Source organism: Paenibacillus vandeheii (assembly GCF_030433635.1).
Taxonomy (GTDB): domain Bacteria; phylum Bacillota; class Bacilli; order Paenibacillales; family Paenibacillaceae; genus Paenibacillus; species Paenibacillus vandeheii.
The window spans coordinates 431287-452959 of record NZ_JAROCD010000002.1 but is presented as its reverse complement, the minus strand read 5'-3'; the positions used below and the strand labels follow the sequence as shown (position 1 = coordinate 452959).

21 protein-coding genes are annotated in these 21673 nt (G+C 47.0%); 4 read left to right on the top strand and 17 right to left on the bottom strand.

Annotated elements, in window-relative coordinates; all coding sequences use genetic code 11:
- The first annotated feature begins 25 nt into the window (after window positions 1–25).
- Complete coding sequence (locus P5G61_RS04845) at window positions 26–427, top strand: secondary thiamine-phosphate synthase enzyme YjbQ (RefSeq protein ID WP_301245003.1); 402 nt, start codon at window positions 26–28, stop codon at window positions 425–427.
- A 189-nt stretch (window positions 428–616) separates the two neighbouring features.
- Here P5G61_RS04845 and P5G61_RS04840 read toward each other — a convergent pair whose 3' ends face one another.
- The 5 genes from P5G61_RS04840 to tkt all read right to left on the bottom strand — a co-directional run bounded on the left by P5G61_RS04840 (window position 617) and on the right by tkt (window position 6064).
- A complete protein-coding gene (locus tag P5G61_RS04840) occupies window positions 617–1219 on the bottom strand; it encodes a TetR/AcrR family transcriptional regulator (protein WP_024629350.1) in 603 nt (200 codons plus the stop codon).
- A gap of 5 nt (window positions 1220–1224) precedes the next feature.
- Complete coding sequence (locus tag P5G61_RS04835; protein ID WP_024629349.1) at window positions 1225–1857, bottom strand: YigZ family protein; 633 nt, start codon at window positions 1855–1857, stop codon at window positions 1225–1227.
- Window positions 1858–2019: 162 nt separating this feature from the next.
- The gene (locus P5G61_RS04830; RefSeq protein ID WP_301245000.1) at window positions 2020–3375 is read right to left on the bottom strand and encodes a glucose-6-phosphate isomerase; all 1356 of its coding nucleotides are present in this window, start codon (window positions 3373–3375) and stop codon (window positions 2020–2022) included.
- Window positions 3376–3561: 186 nt separating this feature from the next.
- Window positions 3562–3879, bottom strand: a complete 318-nt coding sequence (ppnP, locus tag P5G61_RS04825) for a pyrimidine/purine nucleoside phosphorylase (protein ID WP_024629347.1) — start codon at window positions 3877–3879, stop codon at window positions 3562–3564.
- A 142-nt stretch (window positions 3880–4021) separates the two neighbouring features.
- On the bottom strand, window positions 4022–6064 hold the full coding sequence (gene tkt, locus P5G61_RS04820) for a transketolase (protein WP_024629346.1): 2043 nt from the start codon (window positions 6062–6064) through the stop codon (window positions 4022–4024).
- A gap of 432 nt (window positions 6065–6496) precedes the next feature.
- Here tkt and P5G61_RS04815 point away from each other — a divergent pair, with 432 nt between their 5' ends.
- Complete coding sequence (locus P5G61_RS04815) at window positions 6497–6985, top strand: hypothetical protein (RefSeq protein ID WP_301244997.1); 489 nt, start codon at window positions 6497–6499, stop codon at window positions 6983–6985.
- A 76-nt stretch (window positions 6986–7061) separates the two neighbouring features.
- On the opposite strand, the gene purU is transcribed toward P5G61_RS04815, so the two are convergent.
- A complete protein-coding gene (purU, locus tag P5G61_RS04810; RefSeq protein ID WP_301244995.1) occupies window positions 7062–7955 on the bottom strand; it encodes a formyltetrahydrofolate deformylase in 894 nt (297 codons plus the stop codon).
- Between the two features lie 22 nt (window positions 7956–7977).
- Window positions 7978–9105, bottom strand: a complete 1128-nt coding sequence (locus P5G61_RS04805) for a deoxyribonuclease IV (RefSeq protein ID WP_301244994.1) — start codon at window positions 9103–9105, stop codon at window positions 7978–7980.
- A gap of 170 nt (window positions 9106–9275) precedes the next feature.
- On the opposite strand from P5G61_RS04805, the gene P5G61_RS04800 reads away from it, so the two are divergent.
- Together P5G61_RS04800 and P5G61_RS04795 are read left to right on the top strand one after the other, a co-directional pair.
- Entirely contained in the window at window positions 9276–9746 is a 471-nt protein-coding gene (locus tag P5G61_RS04800) for a DUF2621 domain-containing protein (protein WP_109998132.1), read from the top strand.
- Window positions 9747–9903: 157 nt separating this feature from the next.
- A complete protein-coding gene (locus P5G61_RS04795) occupies window positions 9904–10815 on the top strand; it encodes a TIGR01777 family oxidoreductase (RefSeq protein ID WP_301244985.1) in 912 nt (303 codons plus the stop codon).
- Here the strand turns inward: P5G61_RS04795 and P5G61_RS04790 are convergent.
- From P5G61_RS04790 to P5G61_RS04745, 10 genes are all read right to left on the bottom strand, one after another.
- Complete coding sequence (locus tag P5G61_RS04790) at window positions 10804–12720, bottom strand: DUF6382 domain-containing protein (protein ID WP_301244984.1); 1917 nt, start codon at window positions 12718–12720, stop codon at window positions 10804–10806. The genes P5G61_RS04795 and P5G61_RS04790 overlap by 12 nt on opposite strands.
- 63 nt (window positions 12721–12783) lie before the next feature.
- Window positions 12784–13293, bottom strand: coding sequence for an A24 family peptidase (locus P5G61_RS04785; protein ID WP_301244983.1), 510 nt, complete (start codon window positions 13291–13293; stop codon window positions 12784–12786).
- A gap of 11 nt (window positions 13294–13304) precedes the next feature.
- Complete coding sequence (locus P5G61_RS04780) at window positions 13305–14354, bottom strand: pilus assembly protein (RefSeq protein WP_301244982.1); 1050 nt, start codon at window positions 14352–14354, stop codon at window positions 13305–13307.
- Window positions 14355–14383: 29 nt separating this feature from the next.
- The gene (locus P5G61_RS04775) at window positions 14384–16534 is read right to left on the bottom strand and encodes a hypothetical protein (RefSeq protein WP_301244980.1); all 2151 of its coding nucleotides are present in this window, start codon (window positions 16532–16534) and stop codon (window positions 14384–14386) included.
- 57 nt (window positions 16535–16591) lie between these two features.
- On the bottom strand, window positions 16592–17269 hold the full coding sequence (locus P5G61_RS04770; protein ID WP_435874038.1) for a TadE/TadG family type IV pilus assembly protein: 678 nt from the start codon (window positions 17267–17269) through the stop codon (window positions 16592–16594).
- The gene (locus tag P5G61_RS04765) at window positions 17247–17441 is read right to left on the bottom strand and encodes a Flp1 family type IVb pilin (protein ID WP_079350807.1); all 195 of its coding nucleotides are present in this window, start codon (window positions 17439–17441) and stop codon (window positions 17247–17249) included. The genes P5G61_RS04770 and P5G61_RS04765 overlap by 23 nt, the downstream gene beginning before the upstream one ends.
- Before the next feature lie 11 nt (window positions 17442–17452).
- On the bottom strand, window positions 17453–18322 hold the full coding sequence (locus P5G61_RS04760) for a type II secretion system F family protein (RefSeq protein ID WP_301244975.1): 870 nt from the start codon (window positions 18320–18322) through the stop codon (window positions 17453–17455).
- A 12-nt stretch (window positions 18323–18334) separates the two neighbouring features.
- Entirely contained in the window at window positions 18335–19102 is a 768-nt protein-coding gene (locus P5G61_RS04755) for a type II secretion system F family protein (RefSeq protein WP_301245256.1), read from the bottom strand.
- 20 nt (window positions 19103–19122) lie between these two features.
- Complete coding sequence (locus P5G61_RS04750) at window positions 19123–20427, bottom strand: TadA family conjugal transfer-associated ATPase (RefSeq protein ID WP_301245254.1); 1305 nt, start codon at window positions 20425–20427, stop codon at window positions 19123–19125.
- Entirely contained in the window at window positions 20424–21647 is a 1224-nt protein-coding gene (locus P5G61_RS04745) for a nucleotide-binding protein (RefSeq protein WP_301244973.1), read from the bottom strand. The genes P5G61_RS04750 and P5G61_RS04745 overlap by 4 nt, the downstream gene beginning before the upstream one ends.
- Window positions 21648–21673: the final 26 nt, after the last annotated feature.

The following is a 21673-nucleotide window of genomic DNA, read 5'->3' as shown; positions in this document are numbered from 1 at the left end:
ATTTGGAGCAAAGGAGTGGAGTAATATGTTATATACGAAGAATCTATCGACATCCAGACGGGATGAGATGAAGGATATTACGCGGGAAGTGGAGCAGGTTGTCCGTGAGAGTGGTGTGCAGAATGGAACGGTATTGATTTACTGTCCACATACGACAGCAGGCATTGCGATTAATGAAAATGCAGACCCGGATGTCAAACATGACGTACTGCTTCGCCTGAACGAAGTGTACCCTTGGGAGCATCCTGAATATCGGCATGCTGAAGGAAATACGGCTTCTCACTTGAAATCGATCACAACCGGACCATCACAAACAGTGATTATACATGAGGGCAGATTACTGCTTGGCAGATGGCAGGGCATATATTTTTGTGAATTTGACGGTCCCCGTCAACGGGAATATTTCCTTAAAATCATGGAAGGATAGTTCATTTACACCCATGTCCAACTATTCTTCATCAAAATCATAAAACAAACAGGCGGTCCACCCTATTTCCGGGATGTAATCCGCCTGTCTTGGTCTTCTTCGCTTAAAAACTTTCGCGAGACAACGTTATAAAGAATTAATGTTATGACAATTCACCGCCCTGAAGTATAGGAGTGCGACAAAAGCGCCTTATTGGACGCCAGGCTGGTGTTGGAGATTTCGACAGAGTACTTTGACATGAGATAACGCAGCCGATTCAATCTCTGAAAAGGTCAAACGATCCTGAATATAGTATGATATGAATCCGTGCATAGACAAAAACAGTGTACGTGGTACACATTGAATATCCTCTTCTGTGCATCCCTCTTCATTCATGTATTGCCGAATAATAGAGGCAAACAATTCGAAGCATCTTCCTTGCTCCGTACGACAATACGATAACAATTCCTCATCCCGAATCATGAACATGATCTCGTACTGATACGGGTTCTCCAGACCAAAACGAATAAACTCCATCATGATATGTTCCACCTTGCTCACGCCGCCCACGACTGGCCTGACCATGGCTTGCAGCAACAGATGCCCCAGATGATTGAAATCTTCAACCACAATGGCATAAAACAGCTCCGCCTTTTCCTTAAAATGATAATACAGCGACCCATGACTATAGCCCAGATGCTGGCCGATGCTTCGCATCGAAATGGCGCGGTATCCTTTGGTAATAAAAAGATGCCTCGCCGCCTCCAGTATCCGCTCCCTCGACAACTCCTGTTCGACTGCTCTTCTAGCCATATATTTTATTCCCCTTCAATAAAATAAAGCCGCTGTCCCTCCGTGATCCGGGATTGCCCTTGCGTCAAATCTGTGATCCAGGCTACAAATGCCTCGGCTTCACTATCCGGCGGAAGACAAGTCAACGTAACCTTATCGGTGAATCCAGTTTCACCTGTACGGACTTCCCGGCTCCTTAATTCATTTTCCACTTTGCCCAGCCATGTGTAATCCAGTTCAACAAAAACTTCACGATGAAGCACTTTGGTAACCGCTTCCCCCGCTTCAATGGCTGCAACTGCTCCATCTGTATAAGCGCGAATTAGCCCACCTGCTCCAAGCATGATTCCCCCAAAGTAACGTGTAACTACGATAGCCACATTTTTCAGTTGCTGATTTTTGATCACTTCAAGAATGGGTTTCCCCGCGGTTCCGCTTGGTTCCCCATCATCGGATTGCTTCTGGATCTCATCCCGCTCACCAATCATGTAAGCCGAGCAGTTATGAGTGGCATTCCAATGTTTTTTCTTGATTTCATCAATAAACGCATTGGCTTCTTCTTCCGTCGTGACCGGCATAATATGACCGATAAATCGCGACTTCTTGATTACAATTTCCAGATTGCCCGGTCCTCGAACCGTGCGATAACGTTCAATCATCCCTATCCAACTTTCCAATTTGATCCATTTTACAAGAAAGCAGTTCCCCGCGCGGACGCGGACGAACTGCCTTGGTTTAACATTCGGGAAACCATTGCTACGACAAAGACTCCCCGAATGTAATTACATTACCTTATTTAGCTATATGAGCAGACCGATGAATTATTCGGAAAGTCTCGCTTCCAGCGCTGCTTTCTCTTCTTCAAAGCCTGGTTTGCCCAGCAAAGCGAACATATTTTTCTTGTAAGCTTCCACGCCTGGTTGGTCAAATGGATTGACTCCGAGCAGGTAACCACTAATGCCGCATGCTTTTTCAAAGAAGTATACCAGATATCCGAAAGAATATGGAGACATATCTGGAATGTTCACAATCAAATTTGGTACTTGACCATCTGTGTGTGCAAGCAGTGTTCCTTGGAATGCTTTTTTGTTAACAAAGTCCATCGTTTTACCTTCAAGGAAATTCAGACCATCCAGATCATCCGGATCCGCTTCGATCGAGATATGCTCCGATACTTCAGCAACCTGAATGACGGTTTCGAAGATGTTCCGGCTACCCTCTTGAATGAATTGACCCATGGAGTGCAAGTCAGTCGAGAAATCAACGGATGCAGGATAGATCCCTTTATAGTCCTTACCTTCACTCTCTCCAAACAGCTGTTTCCACCATTCGGATACAAAGTGCAGGGATGGCTCGTAGTTCACGAGGATTTCTGTTCCTTTACCTTTGCGATACAACGCGTTACGAACAGCTGCATATTGATATGCTTCGTTCTCAGCTACGTTCGGGTTGCTGTATTCTTTGGAAGCATCCGCCGCACCCTGCATCATTTCCTCAATGCTAATGCCAGCTGCTGCGATTGGAAGCAAACCTACAGCCGTCAGAACGGAGTAACGTCCACCTACATCATCTGGGATAATGAAGGATTCATAGCCTTCTTCATTCGCCAGTTTTTTCAGTGCGCCGCGCTCTTTATCTGTTGTTGCATAGATACGTTTGCGAGCTTCTTCTTTCCCGTATTTTTTCTCCAGTGCTGCACGGAAGATACGGAATGCGATTGCTGGCTCCGTTGTAGTACCGGATTTGGAGATGACGTTAACCGAGAAGTCTTTGCCTTCAATCAAATCCAGCAAATGAGTTACATATGTGGAGCTAATGTTGTTTCCTGCGAAATAGATTTCAGGCGTTTTGCGTTTTTCTTTAGGCAGGTTGTTGTAGAAAGAGTGTGTCAGCATTTCAATCGCTGCACGAGCACCCAGGTATGATCCACCAATACCGATAACGATCAGTACTTCGGAATCGCTTTGGATTTTGGCAGCCGCTTTTTGAATACGGGAGAACTCTTCTTTGTCATAAGCGGTAGGCAGGTCGATCCAGCCCAGATAATCGGATCCTGTACCTGTTCCGTTGTGGAGCTGCTCGTGAGCCAAACGAATCGGTTCAGCGAAATAGTCCACTTCATGCTGATTGACGAATTGCAGAGCTGTGCTGTAGTCAAACTTCACTTTTTTTGCCATGATCTATAAAACCTCCTGATATCGGTAGCGTATTTTTTTCCGTTTTCCATTCGAAACAACTTAGCCTAAGGATACTTCAAATCCACAGGACTGACAAGCTTGCAGCCCGAACTTTGTCGTAAGAGTTGAAGAAGCAAAAAGGGTTAACCGAATCCGCGAGTAGCGGTTCTGGTTACCCTTCTTGTATTATTCCGCCGGGTACGAACAGCAGTAGTCGGTAACGCTGCGTATCTCCAGTTTAAATTTGGATTCGGCAGGCACGTGGAACGTAGCTTGACCTTGAATCTCTTGCCAATCTGCTTCTCCGGGAAGCAATACTCTCAGATCGCCGGACAGAATCTCCATAATCTCACGGGAATCTGTGCCGAACTCATAATTGCCTGGAAGCATAATGCCCAGAGTCACCTTGCTGCCATCCCCCAAAATAACTGTTCTGCTCGTTACTTGGCCCTCATAATAAATGTTGGCCTCTTTGACTACACTGACTTGATCAAACTGTGACATGCGTACCCGCTCCCCCTGAAGTTAATGAAAACAAAAGGCAAAACAGATCAGGGCGGTTACCCGCTCATTCTCTGCCGGAAATCACTTGCTGCTCGGCAGGACAAAAATTAAACTGTCCCTCCTGGCAGCAATTTTCAAGCTATTACAGCAATGCTTTCACGCGACTAACCACGTTCTCCACAGTGAAACCATACTCTTGGATAACACGGTCGCCAGGCGCGGATGCACCAAATGTGCTGATTCCGAGAATGTCGCCTTGGTCGCCGACATATTTTTCCCAGCCCATTGGATGAGCCATTTCAATCGCCAGACGAGCTTTAACATCCGGAAGCAGGACGGATTCTTTGTATGCTTTGTCCTGTTTCTCGAACAGATCCCAGCTCGGCATGCTGATTACGCGAACTTGGATACCTTGTTCAGCAAGTGCTGCTTGGGCTTTGACAGCCAGTTGCACTTCGGAACCTGTTGCGATGATTTGGGCGACAGCTTTGCCTTCTTTTGCATCAGAGACAACATACGCACCACGTTTCACGTTCTCACGTGAACCTTCAACGGTACCTTCCAGAATCGGCAGGTTTTGACGAGTGAGTACGAGTGCAACCGGATTGCTCTTGTTCTCAAGCGCATAAGCCCATGCTGCAGAAGTTTCATTACCGTCAGCCGGACGAATAACCGTCAGGTTAGGAATGATACGCAGGGATGCCAGTTGCTCGATTGGTTCGTGAGTAGGACCGTCTTCACCAACAGCGATACTATCGTGAGTCAGAACATACGTCACAGGCAGACCCATCAGGGCAGCCAGACGAACAGCTGGACGCAGATAGTCTGTAAATACGAAGAATGTACCTCCGAATACTTTCACACCACTGTGCAGTGCCATACCGTTCATTGCTCCAGCCATACCGAATTCACGGATACCGAAGTAAATGTTGCGACCGGAATAATCTTCTGGTGAGAAGTTCTCCAGATTGTTCAAGTGAGTCATTGTGGAGCTTTCCAGGTCAGCAGATCCGCCTGTCAGTTGTGGCACGTTATGAGCCAAACCGTTCAGCGCATTACCGGATGCTACACGTGTGGATACCGCTTTGTCTGTTGCTGCATATTTAGGCAGATCGCGATCCCAACCTTCTGGAAGGTCGCCATTGATTGCTGTTTCGAATTGAGCTGCCAGCTCAGGGAATGCTTTTTTGTACTCGGCCAATTTCTCGTCCCATGCTTTGTTTGCAGAGATACCACGATCTTTCACTTGTGCAAAGTGGTCGCGAACTTCAGTTGGTACGTGGAAATCTTCCTCGTAAACCCATTTGTAAAATTCTTTAGTCAATTTGGCTTCGTCTGAACCCAGTGGAGATCCGTGAGTACCGCCGTGGCCGCCTTTACCTTGTTTGTTCGGGCTACCATAACCAATAACAGTTTTAACTTCGATCAGTGTAGGACGCAGTGTATCTGCTTGACCTTCTTGGATCGCTTTTTCGATTGCAGGCAGATCGTTACCATCTTCAACGCGCAGCACTTGCCAGCCATAAGCTTCAAAACGCTTCGCAATGCTTTCAGAAGAAGACAGGTTCAATTTACCATCCAATGTGATGTCATTGGAGTCGAACAACATGATCAATTTGCCCAGGTGCAAACGTCCAGCCAGGGAAGCTGATTCATGGGATACGCCTTCCATCAAGTCACCGTCACCACAGATTGCATACGTGTAGTGGTCGATTACGTTGAATTTGTCTTTGTTGTATGTTGCGCCCAGTTGAGCTTCAGCCATAGCCATACCTACAGCCATTGCAATACCTTGACCCAGTGGTCCAGTTGTTGCATCAACACCTGCAGTATGTCCGAATTCCGGGTGACCCGGCGTTTTGCTTCCCCATTGACGGAACTGTTTCAGTTGATCCATAGGCAGGTCATACCCGCTCAGGTGAAGCAAGCTGTACAGCAACATGGAGCCATGTCCTGCGGACAGGACAAAACGGTCCCGGTTAACCCAAGTTGGGTGGTCCGGGTTATGTGTCATCGTTTTTGCAAAAAGTTGGTACCCCATTGGAGCGGAGCCCATAGGCATTCCCGGGTGTCCGGAATTTGCCTTCTCGATTGCATCAATCGCCAGTGTACGTACGGTAGTGATTGACAGATTGTCGATGGTGTTGTTTTCTTCCTTTTGAATCGCTTCGTTCTTGTCAGTCATGGTTTGTCCTCCTCATGTCTTTAGATAAGTCGGGTTGCGCAAGCGAATCCCTCTCATCATACAAGCAAACCGAATTTCACAATAAGTGAATCCGCTTGAGTGTTTCATTTTGACTTATTCACTTTTGTATTGTATCACTTGGCGTGAATGTTTTCCATAACCTTCTTTTAGAAGATCGGGAAAATTCGGCTGTTTGTGACGAGGGATTTGTTTCCAGTTGCGCAAAAAGAGTGTCATACTGAGCATTTCAGTATATCTTCTAGCTCAGCCAGCATCGCAAATCCATCGGATGAAGTATAACCTTTAAGCGGAAAACCATACTCTTTTTAGATATTGAAGTTGATTTTGCATATAATGATCCTTGATCATGATTGGAAAATCGGACTTTTGTGCACATCAGGCTATACTTCATATCAAAAGGAGGATTCGCTTATGCTGAATCATTCTGCTAAGTCAACAAAGTCGTCAAAGCACATATTACCCTGGAAAGCCGGGGTTTTAACAGGGATTACATCAGGTTTTGTACTTGGATTCTTTTTAAAGGCCATGCAGACTTACACCGGTGTAAAAGTCTATACCCTGCTGCTGAACATCGATTTTGTTCCCTGGCTCCCGCCAACATTACCCGAATACATCGAATTTGTGCTGCATCTTATCGTTTCCATAATCCTCGGCATCTTGTACATATGGTGGATTCAGCGTTCGGGCCATCCAATATCCAAAGGCGTCTTGATTGGCGCACTCTCTTCCCTGCTGTATATTCCGCTCTCCCAGCTGTCGAGTCGTGTGCCTGATCTGTATGATGTAAAAGCGATCCTTTACTGGCTGGCAGGGCATCTGTTATTTGGCGTGGTCGTTGGTTTGTGCGGTTATATATGGCGACACAACCAAAAAGGCAATCCCCCGTTCAGACACGAATAGGGAATCGCCTTTTCTTTTTTAGGAATAAAAGTATATATCTTTCCGAATCAACCTTGCGCAGTATTAAAGCATTAGCTTAAAATACAACGGTTTTATTTTCATGAACCAGTACACGGTCTTCAACATGCCATTTGACGGCACGGGCAAGAACAACACGCTCAATGGTACGTCCAATGCGCTTCAACTCGGTTACATCATCCCCGTGGCTTACACGCTGTACGTCCTGCTCAATAATCGGTCCGCCATCCAGCTCTTCCGTAACATAGTGAGCCGTCGCACCAATAATTTTGACACCGCGGTTGTACGCTTGGGCATACGGTTTACCGCCGACAAAGGCAGGCAAAAACGAGTGATGAATATTAATGATGCGGTTACGGTAATGCTCGATGAACATTGGGGAAATGATCTGCATGTAACGCGCAAGAATGATTACATCGATATCATTACCAATGACGTCAAGTTGGCGCTGTTCCGCTTCCTTCTTCGTATCCGCTGATACCGGAATATGATGATAAGGAATGCCAAATGATTCTACATAGTCCTTCATATCCAGATGATTGCTCACGACGAGTGCGATGTCTGCATCCAGATCGCCAGCCTGCCATTGCCACAACAGCTCAACCAGACAGTGATCCTCCTTGGATACAAAAATGGCCAGTTTCTTCTTGCGGCTAACCGCAGAAAGACTCCAATCCATTTTGAAACGGCTTGCCACTTCTTCAAAATCAGCTTGCAGCTTGGGCAGGTTCGCCGACAATTGTGGAAGATCGAACTCGATCCGCATAAAAAACATGCCGCCAGCCGGGTCCATCGTGTACTGGTCCGACTGAACAATGTTTGCACCATGCTGGTGCAGGAAATGGGAAACTGCAGCAACAATTCCGGGTCCATCCGGACAGGAAATGAGCATCCGCGCCCGATCGGCGCGGTTTTTAACATCAGGACGTACTTGTTTAGCGTGAATCTCCATCGGGTTATTCTTCCTCCTTCAACTATGCCAGGACCAGCAGTTCTTTCCCTGCAAGCCAGGCAATCAAGCGATGATTCAATTGTTCTTCATTCAGATGCGGGAACAATGCGGCTTCTGCCACGAGGTCATACAGACGTTCCAACGGCTCGCGTGGGTCGGCTTTTTTGGCTTTGGCATCATTTTTGAGCAGCGTCCAAATATCCAGAACGTACGAACGGGACTCAATCTCTTTTCCTTTGAAGAAATGATGCAGTTGTTCCACTTCTGTCAGGAACTCGGGACCGAATCGACCTGCAACATCCCCACGAAGCAGCGCAATCTCCGCTTCATACATTGGACGTTGTGTTTTGGCATCTTTACCAATCCAAGGCGTTTCCAAAATAAACGGACGGCCCTTCAGAGCTTCATGATGCACGATGCGGTTAATTGCCTCAAAACCAATCCAGCCGGAGCCAATCGGTGTATGACGGTCCTTGTGCGCACCCACAGGGTTCTTACTATCATTAATATGCATTACGGCAATGCGGTCAAGCCCTACCGTACGATCAAATTGTTCAAGAACACCGTCCAGGTCGTTTACAATATCATAACCGGCATCGTGGATGTGACATGTATCCATACATACGGTAAGACGTTCATTGTGCGTAACCTTCTCCATGATCTGAGCGATCTCTTCGAAGCTGCGGCCCATCTCAGTCCCTTTGCCAGCCATCGTTTCCAGCGCGATATTGACATCCGTCTCTTTTACACCGTCTAACACTTCATTCAATCCTTCAGCAATACGTCCGATGCCGTAGTGAGCATCCTTGTCCGTAAATGCGCCGGGATGCAGCACGATATTTTTGACACCAATCGCATGTGTACGACGAATCTCTTCCTGAAGGAAACTTACGGCCAGTTCATACGTGTTTTCTTTGTATGATCCGAGGTTAATAATGTATGGCGCATGGACAACGATATCTTCCATTCCGCCCTCTTGCATCGCAAGCTTGCCTTCCTCAATAAACATGGACTCAATAGGCTTGCGGCGGGTATTTTGCGGTGCACCCGTATATATCATAAACGAACTGGAACCGTACGAGGACGCTTCCTTCGTTGCACTCAATAATCCCTTGTCCGAAAAGGACACATGGGAGCCGATTTTCAGCATTATTAATCCCCCTTTTTCTGAATTATCCCTTATTCTAACGCGATTATCGAAATAAATCTAGAAATGCGCTATAATTCGGGATATAGGCTATTTTTTACAGCTGTAATTTGGAACATGGGTGGGCGGAATCCGTCTTTCCGTGAAAATCAATAAACCGAGGTGACTCCGCAATGATTTTCGGCTCCTACGCTTTGACGTTGACCAGTAGTTCCCCCAGCAATTGGTTTATGAACACGATCGCATTCTGGACCGTTCTTTTGCTCGGAAGTATGTGTGTTGGCGGATTTTTTATGATGCGCAAGTTTTTGAAAGTGCTTCCGAAGGCTGACGGGAAATCAAAACTCGATTGGCAGAATCACTGGGTGGAGACCAGTCGTCATTTATGGACTGATGAAGCAAAGGCTTTTCTCGACCAGCTTGTAGAGCCCGTACCTGGACCATTTCGAGATATCGCCAAACATTCCATCGCAGCAGAAATCGGCAAAATTGCGTACGAAAATAATGCGCCTGAAGTATCCAGGGATCATTGCATTAAAGGATACATTATAGCCACACCAAAACGGGATAATAAGTTTTTGGTAAAATTTCTGGAGAAGAACCAAATTGACTACTCGCCTTATAAACATTTGATGAATAAATAGATCATGGATTTCAGCAGAACATGTATTTTGCTTACATATGTGCAAACATGCTCCGTCAGGTAAGTCATTCCCAGCAAGGCAGTGCTTACCATCCGGGGCTGTTTGCCGATTCGAGAATACATGTCAGTACAGTCAATCTAACAAGGAGGTCGCCAAGATGAAGATTGCGATTTGCGGAGGTACCGGTTTTGTCGGAGGAGCGCTCGTTGATTACTGGCTTCAGGCAGGCCATCATGTGAAAGTTATTACACGCAAACTGCCGAATTTACATAATCCCAGCCAAAATCTTACCTATATCTCATGGGAACAGGTGGAGGAACAGCCTCATTTGCTGGAAGGAATGGATGCATTGGTGAATCTTGCCGGGGAAACGTTGAATCAACGCTGGACAACCAAGGCAAAATTGGAGATTGTGGAATCCAGAGTGACTACTGTAGCACGCGTAGCTAAATTGATAGATTCATTGGAACATAAACCGGAAGTGGTCGTACAGGCATCTGCCATGGCAATCTATGGCACCTCTCCCACAGAAACGTTTGATGAGAGCAGTCCGCAACAATCGATGAATTTTCCATCCCGCGTATCGGAACAATGGGAAGTAGCTGTCGATGCCATCAAACATGTGAGACTTGTGAAGATTCGCGTTAGCCTCGTGCTAGGTCATAAAAAAGGTGCCTTTCCATTAATGAAACTGCCTTATATGCTTGGTGTTGGGGGCAGGGTGGGAAGTGGCAAACAGTGGACCAGTTGGATTCATATTATGGATATTGTGCGTTTGATTGATTTCACAATCCAAAATAAAGAAATCTCCGGTCCGGTGAACGCCTCTTCGCCCACCCCGGTAACCAACGATGAGTTCGGACGCACGGTAGGCAAAGTGTATCATCGTCCGCACTGGTTCCCCGTACCCGGAATTCTGATCAAAACACTGGTTGGAGAACTCTCTGTCGTGCTGCTTCAGGGACAGCGTGTTATTCCGCAGAAAGCTTTGGATCATGGATTCCAGTTTACCTTCCCTACATTGACCGAAGCACTGGAAGATCTGAAACACCGGGGTCTATCCGACTGATCGATACGTGTAAACAGACTCAGCCAACGTAAAGGTATCTCCATCTTCAAGTGGATATTCCTTGTACGGAGCAAGGACATTGCCCTTGAGAATTGTTCCATTCACAGAACCCAAATCCTTAATGACATAGCCCGATTTGTTCCGGCTCAATTCCACATGAGCACGGGACACGCCGGTTGCTGAATCCACCCACTGGACCATATCCGCCGATCGGCCAATAACAAACGATGCTCCGCGGACATCCATCCGTTCAATTTTATCCCCTGTTGCTGATCTGCGTTCAAGATAAAAGGAAGGTATCACTGGACCTGCTCCTGTAATTCCTCCGGCAACACTCTGCAAGTTTACAGTTGCATCAGCCGCATGATGAAGGAAGAGCTCCGATGTTGCAGCAGTGGCTTCGATAGCATGCTGAACGAAAGGTTCATCAGAAGCTTCGGATGGTATATGTAGATTTTGAAAGCGAGAATTACCTTCTACAGATGACCTGGATTCAAAAGAATGCTCCCGCTCTGATTGAGCACTCTGACTCTGCATATCACCAGACCTCTGTTGACTCGTGTAACCTTGTGCATACGCATTACCTTCTGGTGACATTTCAGATGCATTCCAACGCCAGCTCTCCTGAAACATCTCTTCTTCACTTTCTTTTTGTTTATCTTTGCCTCTGCCCAAGCCAAATAAAGCAGATCGCTTATTCGATGAGCCCTCCTGTAATTCGCCATCTGTATATTCTTCAATCGGAATCTTTTTGCGCAGCAGATTGGATTTCGAATTTCCGAATTTCCCTTTAGTCACCCACGCCCAACCCGCGATACCAAGCAACCCAGCACTTAATGCTGCGGATAGAATCATTTGTGTCTGACCCGGTTGTTCCATATAGATGAATCTCCATACCAGCGCCATGGCAATCATACAGCCCAGAAGGATATAGGTCGTTTTGGAAGATCCCTGCTTCTCGTCCTTTTCCATGTCATCGTCCTGTAATGAATCAAATGTTTGGCGCTGTGACGGATTCGTAACACCTTTTGATTGCAATGAGGACTCTATCGGTGAACGTCTGCCGGAAAATCCTGAAAAGGGTTTGTTAAGCGGTTTGTCATCCTCTATAGTAGTTACTCTTGGTTGCTGGAATGATTTCAATTGCTGTTCAACTTCACTATATCCATCCGATTGACGATACTGATGATCTTGCCCACTTCTCTTTGAAAACGGCTCATTTCCCCGCTCTTGAATTGCAGAGATTGGCATTCCTAACTCACTGTCAGTTGACCCGGATGACCCACGCGAAGACATAAACGATGCCTGGCCTGAACCAGAACCGCTCTGCTCATCTGCATATAATTCAAGCAAAAGTTCACGCAGCTGTCTGATATCCCATTGTTCACTGTCACATAGCTGGAGGACACGCTGAATCCCTTCGCCTTGGAGTTCCTGAACATGGGCCATTAGCCTGATAACCAGTTCGCGGAATTGCTGAGGGGTCGGATCAACCTCAACCGCATCGACAATCGGGATGTATACCAATCCAAGTTCTCCTATTTCCAGTGAACCATTAATAAATATGTACTCTTCCTGAATCTGTAATTTACGTGAATCCAACATATATTGTCTACATTCCGTAAACGTGTCCGCCAATTGAAACAATAGACCATATAACACGCGCAGTTTAATTTTTCCTGCCTTTAACATATGAGGTAACATCTTATACCCTGAAATGTCATACTGTAACGTTACCTTTCGATCCACCTCGCGGATATGAACGGGAAGAAGCCTTGGAATTTGATTGGAAGACAGCATACCCATCTGCACACGGCTCAGTTCGTCCATACGCAGCCCTTCCGCTTTCTCCAAAACCATAAACGATCCGCCATTTCGAATGAAATCTCTCGTTAATCCATACATGCCAATCCTCTCTTTCCGTTAATAAGCTTTAATTCACAATTCCCACATCTTATAAAACTCTTATTAAGACATGTAAATATAGGCGCTAATAAATCCAGGCAATACGGCCAGCATAAAAGGAAACTTTAATGTCTTTTCCTGATTGACCAGCTTGAGCGAACCGAGCATGAAGAAACCGGCAAGATTTCCTGCCATGGCCCGTACCCGCTTTGCTGAATCCCTGCGGAACAAGAGAATGACTAATCCAATTGCCCCTGCGTACAAAACGGAGTAAATAATAACGTGAACGCCGAAGGCCAGCCCAGTCCAGGCGCCAATGCCTCCAAACAATTTAACATCTCCGGCACCCACTGCACCGATCATATACATTAGGAACAGCACACCGAACCCAACCGCGAACCCAGCTGCGGAGAACAGAAATCCCTCCCATCCTCCCCAGATAATATGGGCCAGTACTCCCGCGGCAGTTACTGGTAAAGTCAAACGATTGGGAATTTTCATCGAACGAACATCTGTAACAAAAGCTGCAATCACATAAAGACCACAGGCCAGGTAAAACCACTGCACCTCCATCATCTCCTTTATTATTTTCTGGAAGCCACATTAAACTCAGTCACCGTCTTGGCACCATCCGCCGTCTCCACAACAAATGTCCATGTACCCTCCGTTGTACGTGTTCCTACAAACCAGTTCCACTCAATCACACCATTTTCATCGGCAGTCGCCCACCCGATATGCTTGGCCGAACTTTCACCCGACTTGTAAAATATCGTTAAGTTCGCTGTAGCTCCAGGCTCCACTTTGACCTTAATCGTCGCATTGTTGCCTATGTATGCTGGATCCGGCTTGGATAAAATGGTTGCAGCTCCTGCGGAATCCGCGTCTCCTCCACTGCTGCTCGAGCCTTCTCCAGTATCTCCGATCCATACTCGTTCTGCTGCTGCCGCTTGAATGCGTAAAGATTTTCCTAGGAAGGGGACTTTAACAGGCAATTCATAGCTCAGTTCAAGCCGGAAGTACGGATTCGTTTTATTTTTGAGATCAGGTATGGAAATACCGTTAACATGGACACGTTCAATATCCAGCACAGAAGTATTAAGAAATGGCTGAAGTAGCGGTTTAACAGTCGGATCAAGCACAGTCTCAAGAACGGATGTCTTGATCTCCTGTAATGGTTGTTCTCCTCTGGCAGCGGCTGCACGTACCCAATCGCTTAGCGGCTCTGGTAGTGAAGAGGCATACTCTTCGGCCCATTCCGTCAGTGACAGCTCAGGTATTTTCCATCCACCCTCCGAGTCTCCACTACCAGCGGAATCAGAGGGCGTAAATACAAGAGAGACCGGATATATTTTAGTAGATAACTGCTTTACCGCTTCTCCTGCCGTGCTCTGCAACGCTGTCGATACTAAAGTCATCTGTACGATATATATCAGGAACATGACAAAGAACAGAAATACAGGCAAAACCAGTGAGGCTTCCAAAACAATGCTGCCTTGTTCCCTTTTGGGAGAACGCAACTTTTGGAGAAAACGTGTCTGCTTATTCAGGAATTTCAATCTTTCCAGTCTGTTTATTCGTGTTAGTCGATTGTGCAAAGATGCCAAAACTTTTTCCTGCTGATGCTGCTTATCCATAATCCCTCCACCGAAACGACCCGGATTATTTAATAGGAATAATCGGCCTTCCGATCAATGAAAAATCGCCCATCTTCTACTTGGTCAGCACTACCCATGACAGCACCTATACTTCTGGTGACGCCCGGCAAAAACCACAGCTTGATACTGCTGCGCATGTTTCCCGAGGCATAGGTCTGCTTCTCGTCCGGGTTCACGCCCGTATTTAACCTGATCAAAGCCAACATTCTGGACATTTTGCGTTCATTGTTGCTATGCATTAAAAGGAACAATCGGAGATGATCCCTGTAGGTAAGCTTGACTTTGATATATTTAGACAATTCCACACTACCGTCTTTAGCCAATTTCACCATATCTGCTATAGCGTTTGTAATTCCATATAAAATGGCAGCAGATAGTACAAGAAGTGGATTCCCAAGCTTGCTGTTCTCAATTAATCCTTCTGCAGTTCGAATGGCAAGACGCATACCAAAGATCTCCGCATATGCAGCAGCAATGTTGCCCGAAGGATTATGAAAACCATAGACGATGTATTCCAGTTCCTGATTCTCCAGTTTGAATACTTCACCAGAATCTCCGCTACCTTCAGTCCAGTTGAACAATTGTCCAAAATCCATTGAATTAAAATACGCCAGTGCATACTCATTCTGGAACAATTCATCGCCAAGGCTATCCAGCAGACCGGACATGCCGCTGAATAAACTGTCCATTCCATTCATGGCGTCACCACCAGATTCATACGGATCGCCAGCAATCTCTGCCTTTTTAGCTTCCTCCCGGCTCGCTTTGTTAAAAGCGATGTTGGCGTTGTAGTACTCTTCCAGCTGTTTGAAAGCTTCCGTTGATCCGGAGCTTCCCTTTTCAATCTGCGACAAAATCCGTTTAACATCCTTCAACTTCCCTTTGGATTCCTTGTCATTTGCTTTACGCTGGGCATCAGATCCGCGACCGCTCTCCAACTGCTGTTTACTTTGAAGAATGACATTGGAGGGTCCACTTCTCACGTAAGTGTCCATGTATCGTTCCGTTACCTGACTAGCCTGTCTAACCGCTGGTTTAATGGAAACACCACTCATCACCGTAACAGTGCGAAGCTGTGTATTAAGCTCCATGCTGTCATTTCTGACATTGGTAAAATCTGAATTTTGCGAGCGTATACGTGCGTTTAACTGATCGAACAACGTGTCAGCTCTTACAAGTTCCGAGGCAAGGGAGCGTGTACTTTTGGCTTCACTACCCGATCCGGTAGACGGAGGGCTCGACCCAGGCAGCGTTGAGTTTCCTACTTTTTCGTAACTGGCATTCTGTGAACGGTTCTCCCCTTCAGCGATTACCCGCTTCATTTCCTCATTGATTTTGCGAGCTTCTTCAATCTTGACTTGTGCTTCCTCCAATTTCGCCTGGTGAGCCTGCAATGCTGGCTGTATGATCACGCTTATGCCTGTCGCCACATTCCCCGTGCCTGTACGATAACGAGCCAGCTCCAGCATGTACGATTGCTGGTTGAAGGGCAGTCCTTCATCCATTTGTTTCTTGTTCAGATAATCCGCATATCGTGCTGCTACCTCAGCGGCTGTCTCAGGTGTGTCTCTCAGTATCTCATCGTATATCGCAGAAGAAGGCGGGTTCATGATCAAAGCCGGAAGAGCCTTCAGCTTTTCGGCCGACTCCGTCTGATTGGCTATTGCTTCGTCCAGCAACTCCTCACGTTTGTCATACAGTTTCTGCAATTTTTTGAGCAAATCCACGGTATGAGCAGCTTCTTTCATCTCTTCCGACATCGGCTTAAAACGATTGACTACTTCCAGGGTAAAATCAACTGGCGCTCGATATTTCATATCCTCCTGAATCTGGCGATTAAAAATATCATACCTGCCCAGCTCACGCTCCATGCTCAGTGAAGTCGTATCCCATTGGATATCCAGAATAGGAAATCCATCTTTTACAGCCGAGGGCTTCACACTATCATTCAGCACCTTGGCCATAATGGCCTCACCACTGCTGTCACCGTATCCAAACAGACCATACTCTCGCAGGGACGTGTCATAGGCTGACATCACGGATCTCATCGCCGCATGCGTCATTCGTTCTGCCTGTACTTTGAACGCTGCAATACGTGCATAATCAATGAAAATGGAAACAAACATAAAGATTCCAGCCAAAATCAAGATCAAGAACACGGTTACAGCTCCTGATTCACCGTCTTTTTTTCTGAACAGCGTTTCCTCCTCCTTTCCTCATTTTTTGGTTTTGCCAAAATGCTGTACAACCTGTCCCGCTTCAGCGGCAGTACTGGCTGCGGCTCCGCCCTTGCCTTTAAATTTAGCTGCATAATAACGGACGAGATCCACCGTTCGGATGAATTCTGTCGGTTCTACAACCGCAGATGATCCTTGCGTTAATACACTGTTACCTGAATCAAATAAAAAAGAAGGCAGGGGTAAGGAAATCACCTGCTCCAGCTTGGTCGTTACTTTTCGCTGGATCAGCGAGTTCTGGTATTCAATCGTTCCATTCATGCCAGAAGGCATGCCTTGTGCCGCTTGGGAAAGTTTCTTTTCCGAAAGGCTTCCGCCTTCTCCCGCCGGTACAGCAACAATAACCTCATTGTCCGCTCCCGCCCAACCAAACAGTGCTCCGAGCAATCGATCATCGGTCAATCTCCAGTACAAGTTGTCATGTTCCCCAGCCACAACTTCACCCGTCATCGCCTGCTTGTGGCTGTTGTCCCAGCTGTAGGCTGCACGTTCAGAAGCTGCATACGCATGCTGGTTCAGAAATGTCTTCTGATACATGTACATGGAGAAAAATAAAAGCAACACGAGAATAAACAACACGATAGGGAAGACCAGGGAGGCTTCAATGGTGAAGCTCCCTTCTTCCTTTTTCAATCTACTTACTCGGGAAAAATTCATTACTTTTCGTGTCCACTTTACTAAGCAGGCTCGTAATTAATGCTGAAATTTGATTCTTGAATATCAATGCAATAATGATAATAACGCCGATGATCAGAATTAGCTCCAGCGTGCCAAGCCCATCCTCTTCCTTCCAAAATCCAGTTACCTTGCTTTTCATTAAGTCCAGCATCCCAATTCCTCCTACATATTCATCATCATAAAAGCCGGTGCTCCAATCATCACCACAATCGAAAAAAAGATCAGCACCATCGGAAACACCAGTTTGGAAGAAGCCTGTTCTCCCTTAGCCCGACTAACGGCCTTGCGTTTCTCCCATAACACATGGGACAGATCCCGCAGCGCCAGTACAAAGTCACCTCCCCCTCGCCGGAAATTCAGCAGCACGGTTGTTGTAAATATCGTCACTTCCTGCACACCACAGCGACGACTGAACTGTTCAAACGATTGTTGAAACGAATAACCATTATTCCAATCCCCAACTGTCTTTCGTAGCTCGTTGTAGAGGGGATGATCCCGTTCTCCCTGACTGGCTACACAGTGAACAATGGCACGCTGTACCGTTTCCCCTGCTCCAACCAGTAAGACAATTCGGTTCAATAACTCCGGCAGCTCCATGAGTATGTCCTGATCTCTTCGCTGCACTTTGGTGTTAAGGTCTTTATATAGTGCAAAGGGCAGTGCAACACCCAATGCCAGTCCACCTACCATGCCGCCAAGCCCCATATCCCCAACGAGCGACAAAAGGCAGCTTACGAGCAACATCAGCCACGAATAAGTCAGCATTTCAGCACAGTAGAGCATTGTTTTCTCGCCACTATGCTGTATGCCATACATTTTCTGAATGGCGTGCTGCATGCGGAACATGATTACAGGCAATCTGCGGCCCACCTCGAACTTGTCCAGTAAAAACAAAAAGGGGCCATGCAGCTTCTTCAGACGTAATCCTTCCATGTCCAGTTTGCGCAGATGTCGGTAGGTCTGCCCTCGCGTTCGATCAAGCACCAGCCACCCTGCTCCGAGCACCCCTCCGAAAATAACGGGAAGCAGCATCGTGTCAGCTCCTTATACTTTGATATCCATAATGCGTGTAATCCACAAATAACAGCAGGCAAGTAACGCCAACGCCCCGCTAGAGATCATATATCCCATCCCGCTATATAACGGCTCCATAAAATCCTTGGCCGTAAAGTTCAGAAAAATCAGAAAAATAAACGGAGCGGCAAACATCACTTTGGATTCAAACTTTTTCTGTGCCACCGCTACCATGATATCCTGCTGAATATCCAGCTTCTCACCAATCACCGCAGAGGTTCGCCTCACCACTTCGACCAGGTCTCCACCGGTTCGCTTACAAGTGATGAACACATCGGCAAAGTTGGTGATATCCTCAATTTTGGCGCGATCCGAGAAATCTTGCAGTGCCTCTTCAATGGGCTGACCATACTCCATCCGCGTCCTTAGAATAGTGAATTCACAAATGAGATCTGTATCCGCCTCAGGATTCAGCATACGCAGATCCTCCACTGATTCCTTAAATCCGTTCTCTACCGATTTTCCAGCTGCCAGCGCGGAGGACAACGCATATAATGCCTGCTTAAAATGTAAACTGAGTGTCATTCTTCTGCGTTCCAGCAGCACTTTGGTCCAATGTTTCGGTACCCATATACACCCCGCAGCCAATATCAATCCGGCCAACCAATGATGATAGAACAGGATACCGATGCCAAAGAACAACAAACCACTAATCAGCATGCAGACCAACCGCTGTCTCCGGGATAGCGTATAGACGGTGTAGTCCGTTAACGCCTGTCTGGCCTCGCCCAAATTCATCACCTTCCAAAAATATATAACTAATTTACGTTGTTACCCGATTTAATTAACTTATCATTATTACTTTCTATGTACTCGCTCAGCCATTCTCCTAGCCCTGCCATCTGAATTTTGTCCACTTGTCTCAGCGTTCCAACTTGAACAAGTCCCCCAATAATTTTGCCTTCTTTTTCTTCGATCTCCTGAAAACGAAACAGTGGATTCAGCAGTACTTCTCCGTCCTGCATGCCAATCACTTCACTAATCTCGGTCACCCGACGCGAACGGTCCCGTAAGCGGGATAAATGTACAAAGATATCAATGGCCGAGCTGATCTGCTGCCGGACAACTGCAATGGGAAGATCCGCTCCACTGAGCACCATGGTCTCCAATCTGCTGATCATATCCGAGATCGTATTTGCGTGTCCCGTGGACAACGAGCCATCATGTCCAGTGTTCATGGCCTGCAACATATCCAGCGCTTCTACTCCCCGCACCTCACCAATAACAATTCGATTCGGGCGCATCCGCAAGGATGACTTGATCAGGTCCCGAATGGATATTTGCCCCTTGCCCTCGGTATTGGCATTCCGCGTCTCCAGCGATACCAGATTGGGTACTGTGACAATCTGTAATTCAGCAGAGTCCTCAATCGTAATGATCCGTTCATCCGCCGGGATAAATTGAGATAATGCATTTAGGAAAGTGGTTTTCCCCGATCCGGTTCCACCGCCGATAAAAATATTGTATTTGCTGCGCACCAACTGCTGCAGCAATTCTGCCGCTTCCTCATGCAAGGCACCTTTATCAATCAGATCGGACATCTTCATTGGTTCACTCGGGAATTTCCGAATCGTCATGGTCGGACCTTTCAACGCAATCGGAGGCAGCACGATATTGACCCGCGACCCGTCTTTCAATCGTGCATCCACAATTGGAGAAGACTCATTCACAATCCGGTTCACCCCGGATACAATCATCTGAATAATGTCTTCCAGTCGTTCCCTGGACTCGAACTCCAGCGTGATCTGTCTAACTTCACCTTCCTGCTCAACGAAAATCTCCCGGTGACTGTTGATCATAATCTCTGTAATTTCGGGATGATCCACCAATGGCTGCAGAATATCCAGCCCTCGAAAGGAATCAAATAAGCGTTGCACCAGCGTATGACGCTCCCCGGAGGTCAGATCATCCAGCGTCGGGTCAGAGAGCACTTTACGCTCAATCCCCTGCCACAGTTCATCATCTCCAGCAGAGGATGTTAAATCCAGACCTGCTCTGACCTCGCGACGCATGATTTGAAACTGCTCTTCACGGTCCAGTATCATCTTGGATGAATCCGTCATAATGGCCACCCATCAGCCTTCTGTATCCGCCCCGTCTGCTTCAGTTCTTCGTCTCCATCCTGCACGATCATGGCGCATAGTCTCTTCACTTCGCGTTGAAAGATCGGTGAACTAAGCATCACTTCCTCCTGACTCAGCTGCTTCCAGGAAGGGATATACGGCAGCACAGCATCCAGATGCAGATCAGGACTTGGCAGGGCATTAATGACGCTGTCCCGATACTTGTTAACAATGAACCGGGCACGGTCAAGTACACTTTCATACAGATCCGGCTTGGTGCGTTTCGTATGCTGCATCCATTGACCCCAGCGGTGCATAGAAGAGATGTCATCCTCAACCAGCCACACAAATGCATCGGCAGCATCGAAAATCCCCTCACTGCGCCCGTCCCAGCCTGAGTCCCCATCCAGAATGAGCACATCATATTGCCCACAGTCCGCCAAATATCGGATCAGGCTTTTCGTATCCTCACGGGACATTTGCAGCAGTTCCTTCCGATTTGATAACGGCCAGAATACATCCGACTTCAGCGCTTCGTGACGAAGCACGTATCCGTCGACTCCTTTGGAGGAAGATTGCACCTGTCCCTGTTTGCCTGATTCCTTCCTGCCCACCTTCAAATCATAAAGCAGACGTGACAGCCCCGTTTCTGCATCAGGTATAAGCTGTCCACTTCTAGACAGACCCTTCTCCAGAAACGGCATTGAGCTATCCAGCGTCTCCAGATTGAGATACAGAACAGCATATCCCGCAACCCCCAGTTGCTTTGCCATATGCATCGCCACCGCAGTCTTGCCACTCCCGCCGGAAGCTGATACAACTCCAATAGAGAGCGCCCCCTGTCCCGGACGATGAGTCTTCTTCCGACGTGGCTGCCGACAAGCATGGAGAACAGCGTCCATCAGGGCAGGCAATGGTTGATATTTCATCAGCCGTTTATCCTCATCCACCTCATCCAGTCCTTCACTCAGCATCAGCCATGGAATACCCGCGGTTTCCCCCCCGTTACTCAGCCAGCTGTTCAGAAAATCAGGTTCCGCAATAACCAGATCTGGCAGTTCCCGTCCTTCCTGTTCGTCCATATGGTCTTTGAATGGTTCCCATTGTGAAAAAGCGGTGAAACGTATACTGGAGCCAGACGGACTGCCTTGTACAAAATCAAGCCATGCGCTGATATACTCTCTGTCTTTGGAAGCCAGCACTGCCTTTAGAACAATCAATTCTTCTTCCCTCCCTGCAAAAAAAG

Coding starts and splice junctions, on each gene's coding strand:
- P5G61_RS04845 (WP_301245003.1), top strand. CDS start 26: ATGTTATATACGAAGAATCTATCGACATCCAGACGGGATGAGATGAAG.
- P5G61_RS04840 (WP_024629350.1), bottom strand. CDS start 1,219: ATGGCTAGAAGAGCAGTCGAACAGGAGTTGTCGAGGGAGCGGATACTG.
- P5G61_RS04835 (WP_024629349.1), bottom strand. CDS start 1,857: ATGATTGAACGTTATCGCACGGTTCGAGGACCGGGCAATCTGGAAATT.
- P5G61_RS04830 (WP_301245000.1), bottom strand. CDS start 3,375: ATGGCAAAAAAAGTGAAGTTTGACTACAGCACAGCTCTGCAATTCGTC.
- ppnP (WP_024629347.1), bottom strand. CDS start 3,879: ATGTCACAGTTTGATCAAGTCAGTGTAGTCAAAGAGGCCAACATTTAT.
- tkt (WP_024629346.1), bottom strand. CDS start 6,064: ATGACTGACAAGAACGAAGCGATTCAAAAGGAAGAAAACAACACCATC.
- P5G61_RS04815 (WP_301244997.1), top strand. CDS start 6,497: ATGCTGAATCATTCTGCTAAGTCAACAAAGTCGTCAAAGCACATATTA.
- purU (WP_301244995.1), bottom strand. CDS start 7,955: ATGGAGATTCACGCTAAACAAGTACGTCCTGATGTTAAAAACCGCGCC.
- P5G61_RS04805 (WP_301244994.1), bottom strand. CDS start 9,105: ATGCTGAAAATCGGCTCCCATGTGTCCTTTTCGGACAAGGGATTATTG.
- P5G61_RS04800 (WP_109998132.1), top strand. CDS start 9,276: ATGATTTTCGGCTCCTACGCTTTGACGTTGACCAGTAGTTCCCCCAGC.
- P5G61_RS04795 (WP_301244985.1), top strand. CDS start 9,904: ATGAAGATTGCGATTTGCGGAGGTACCGGTTTTGTCGGAGGAGCGCTC.
- P5G61_RS04790 (WP_301244984.1), bottom strand. CDS start 12,720: ATGTATGGATTAACGAGAGATTTCATTCGAAATGGCGGATCGTTTATG.
- P5G61_RS04785 (WP_301244983.1), bottom strand. CDS start 13,293: ATGGAGGTGCAGTGGTTTTACCTGGCCTGTGGTCTTTATGTGATTGCA.
- P5G61_RS04780 (WP_301244982.1), bottom strand. CDS start 14,354: ATGGATAAGCAGCATCAGCAGGAAAAAGTTTTGGCATCTTTGCACAAT.
- P5G61_RS04770 (WP_435874038.1), bottom strand. CDS start 17,269: ATGAATTTTTCCCGAGTAAGTAGATTGAAAAAGGAAGAAGGGAGCTTC.
- P5G61_RS04765 (WP_079350807.1), bottom strand. CDS start 17,441: ATGCTGGACTTAATGAAAAGCAAGGTAACTGGATTTTGGAAGGAAGAG.
- P5G61_RS04760 (WP_301244975.1), bottom strand. CDS start 18,322: ATGCTGCTTCCCGTTATTTTCGGAGGGGTGCTCGGAGCAGGGTGGCTG.
- P5G61_RS04755 (WP_301245256.1), bottom strand. CDS start 19,102: ATGAATTTGGGCGAGGCCAGACAGGCGTTAACGGACTACACCGTCTAT.
- P5G61_RS04750 (WP_301245254.1), bottom strand. CDS start 20,427: ATGACGGATTCATCCAAGATGATACTGGACCGTGAAGAGCAGTTTCAA.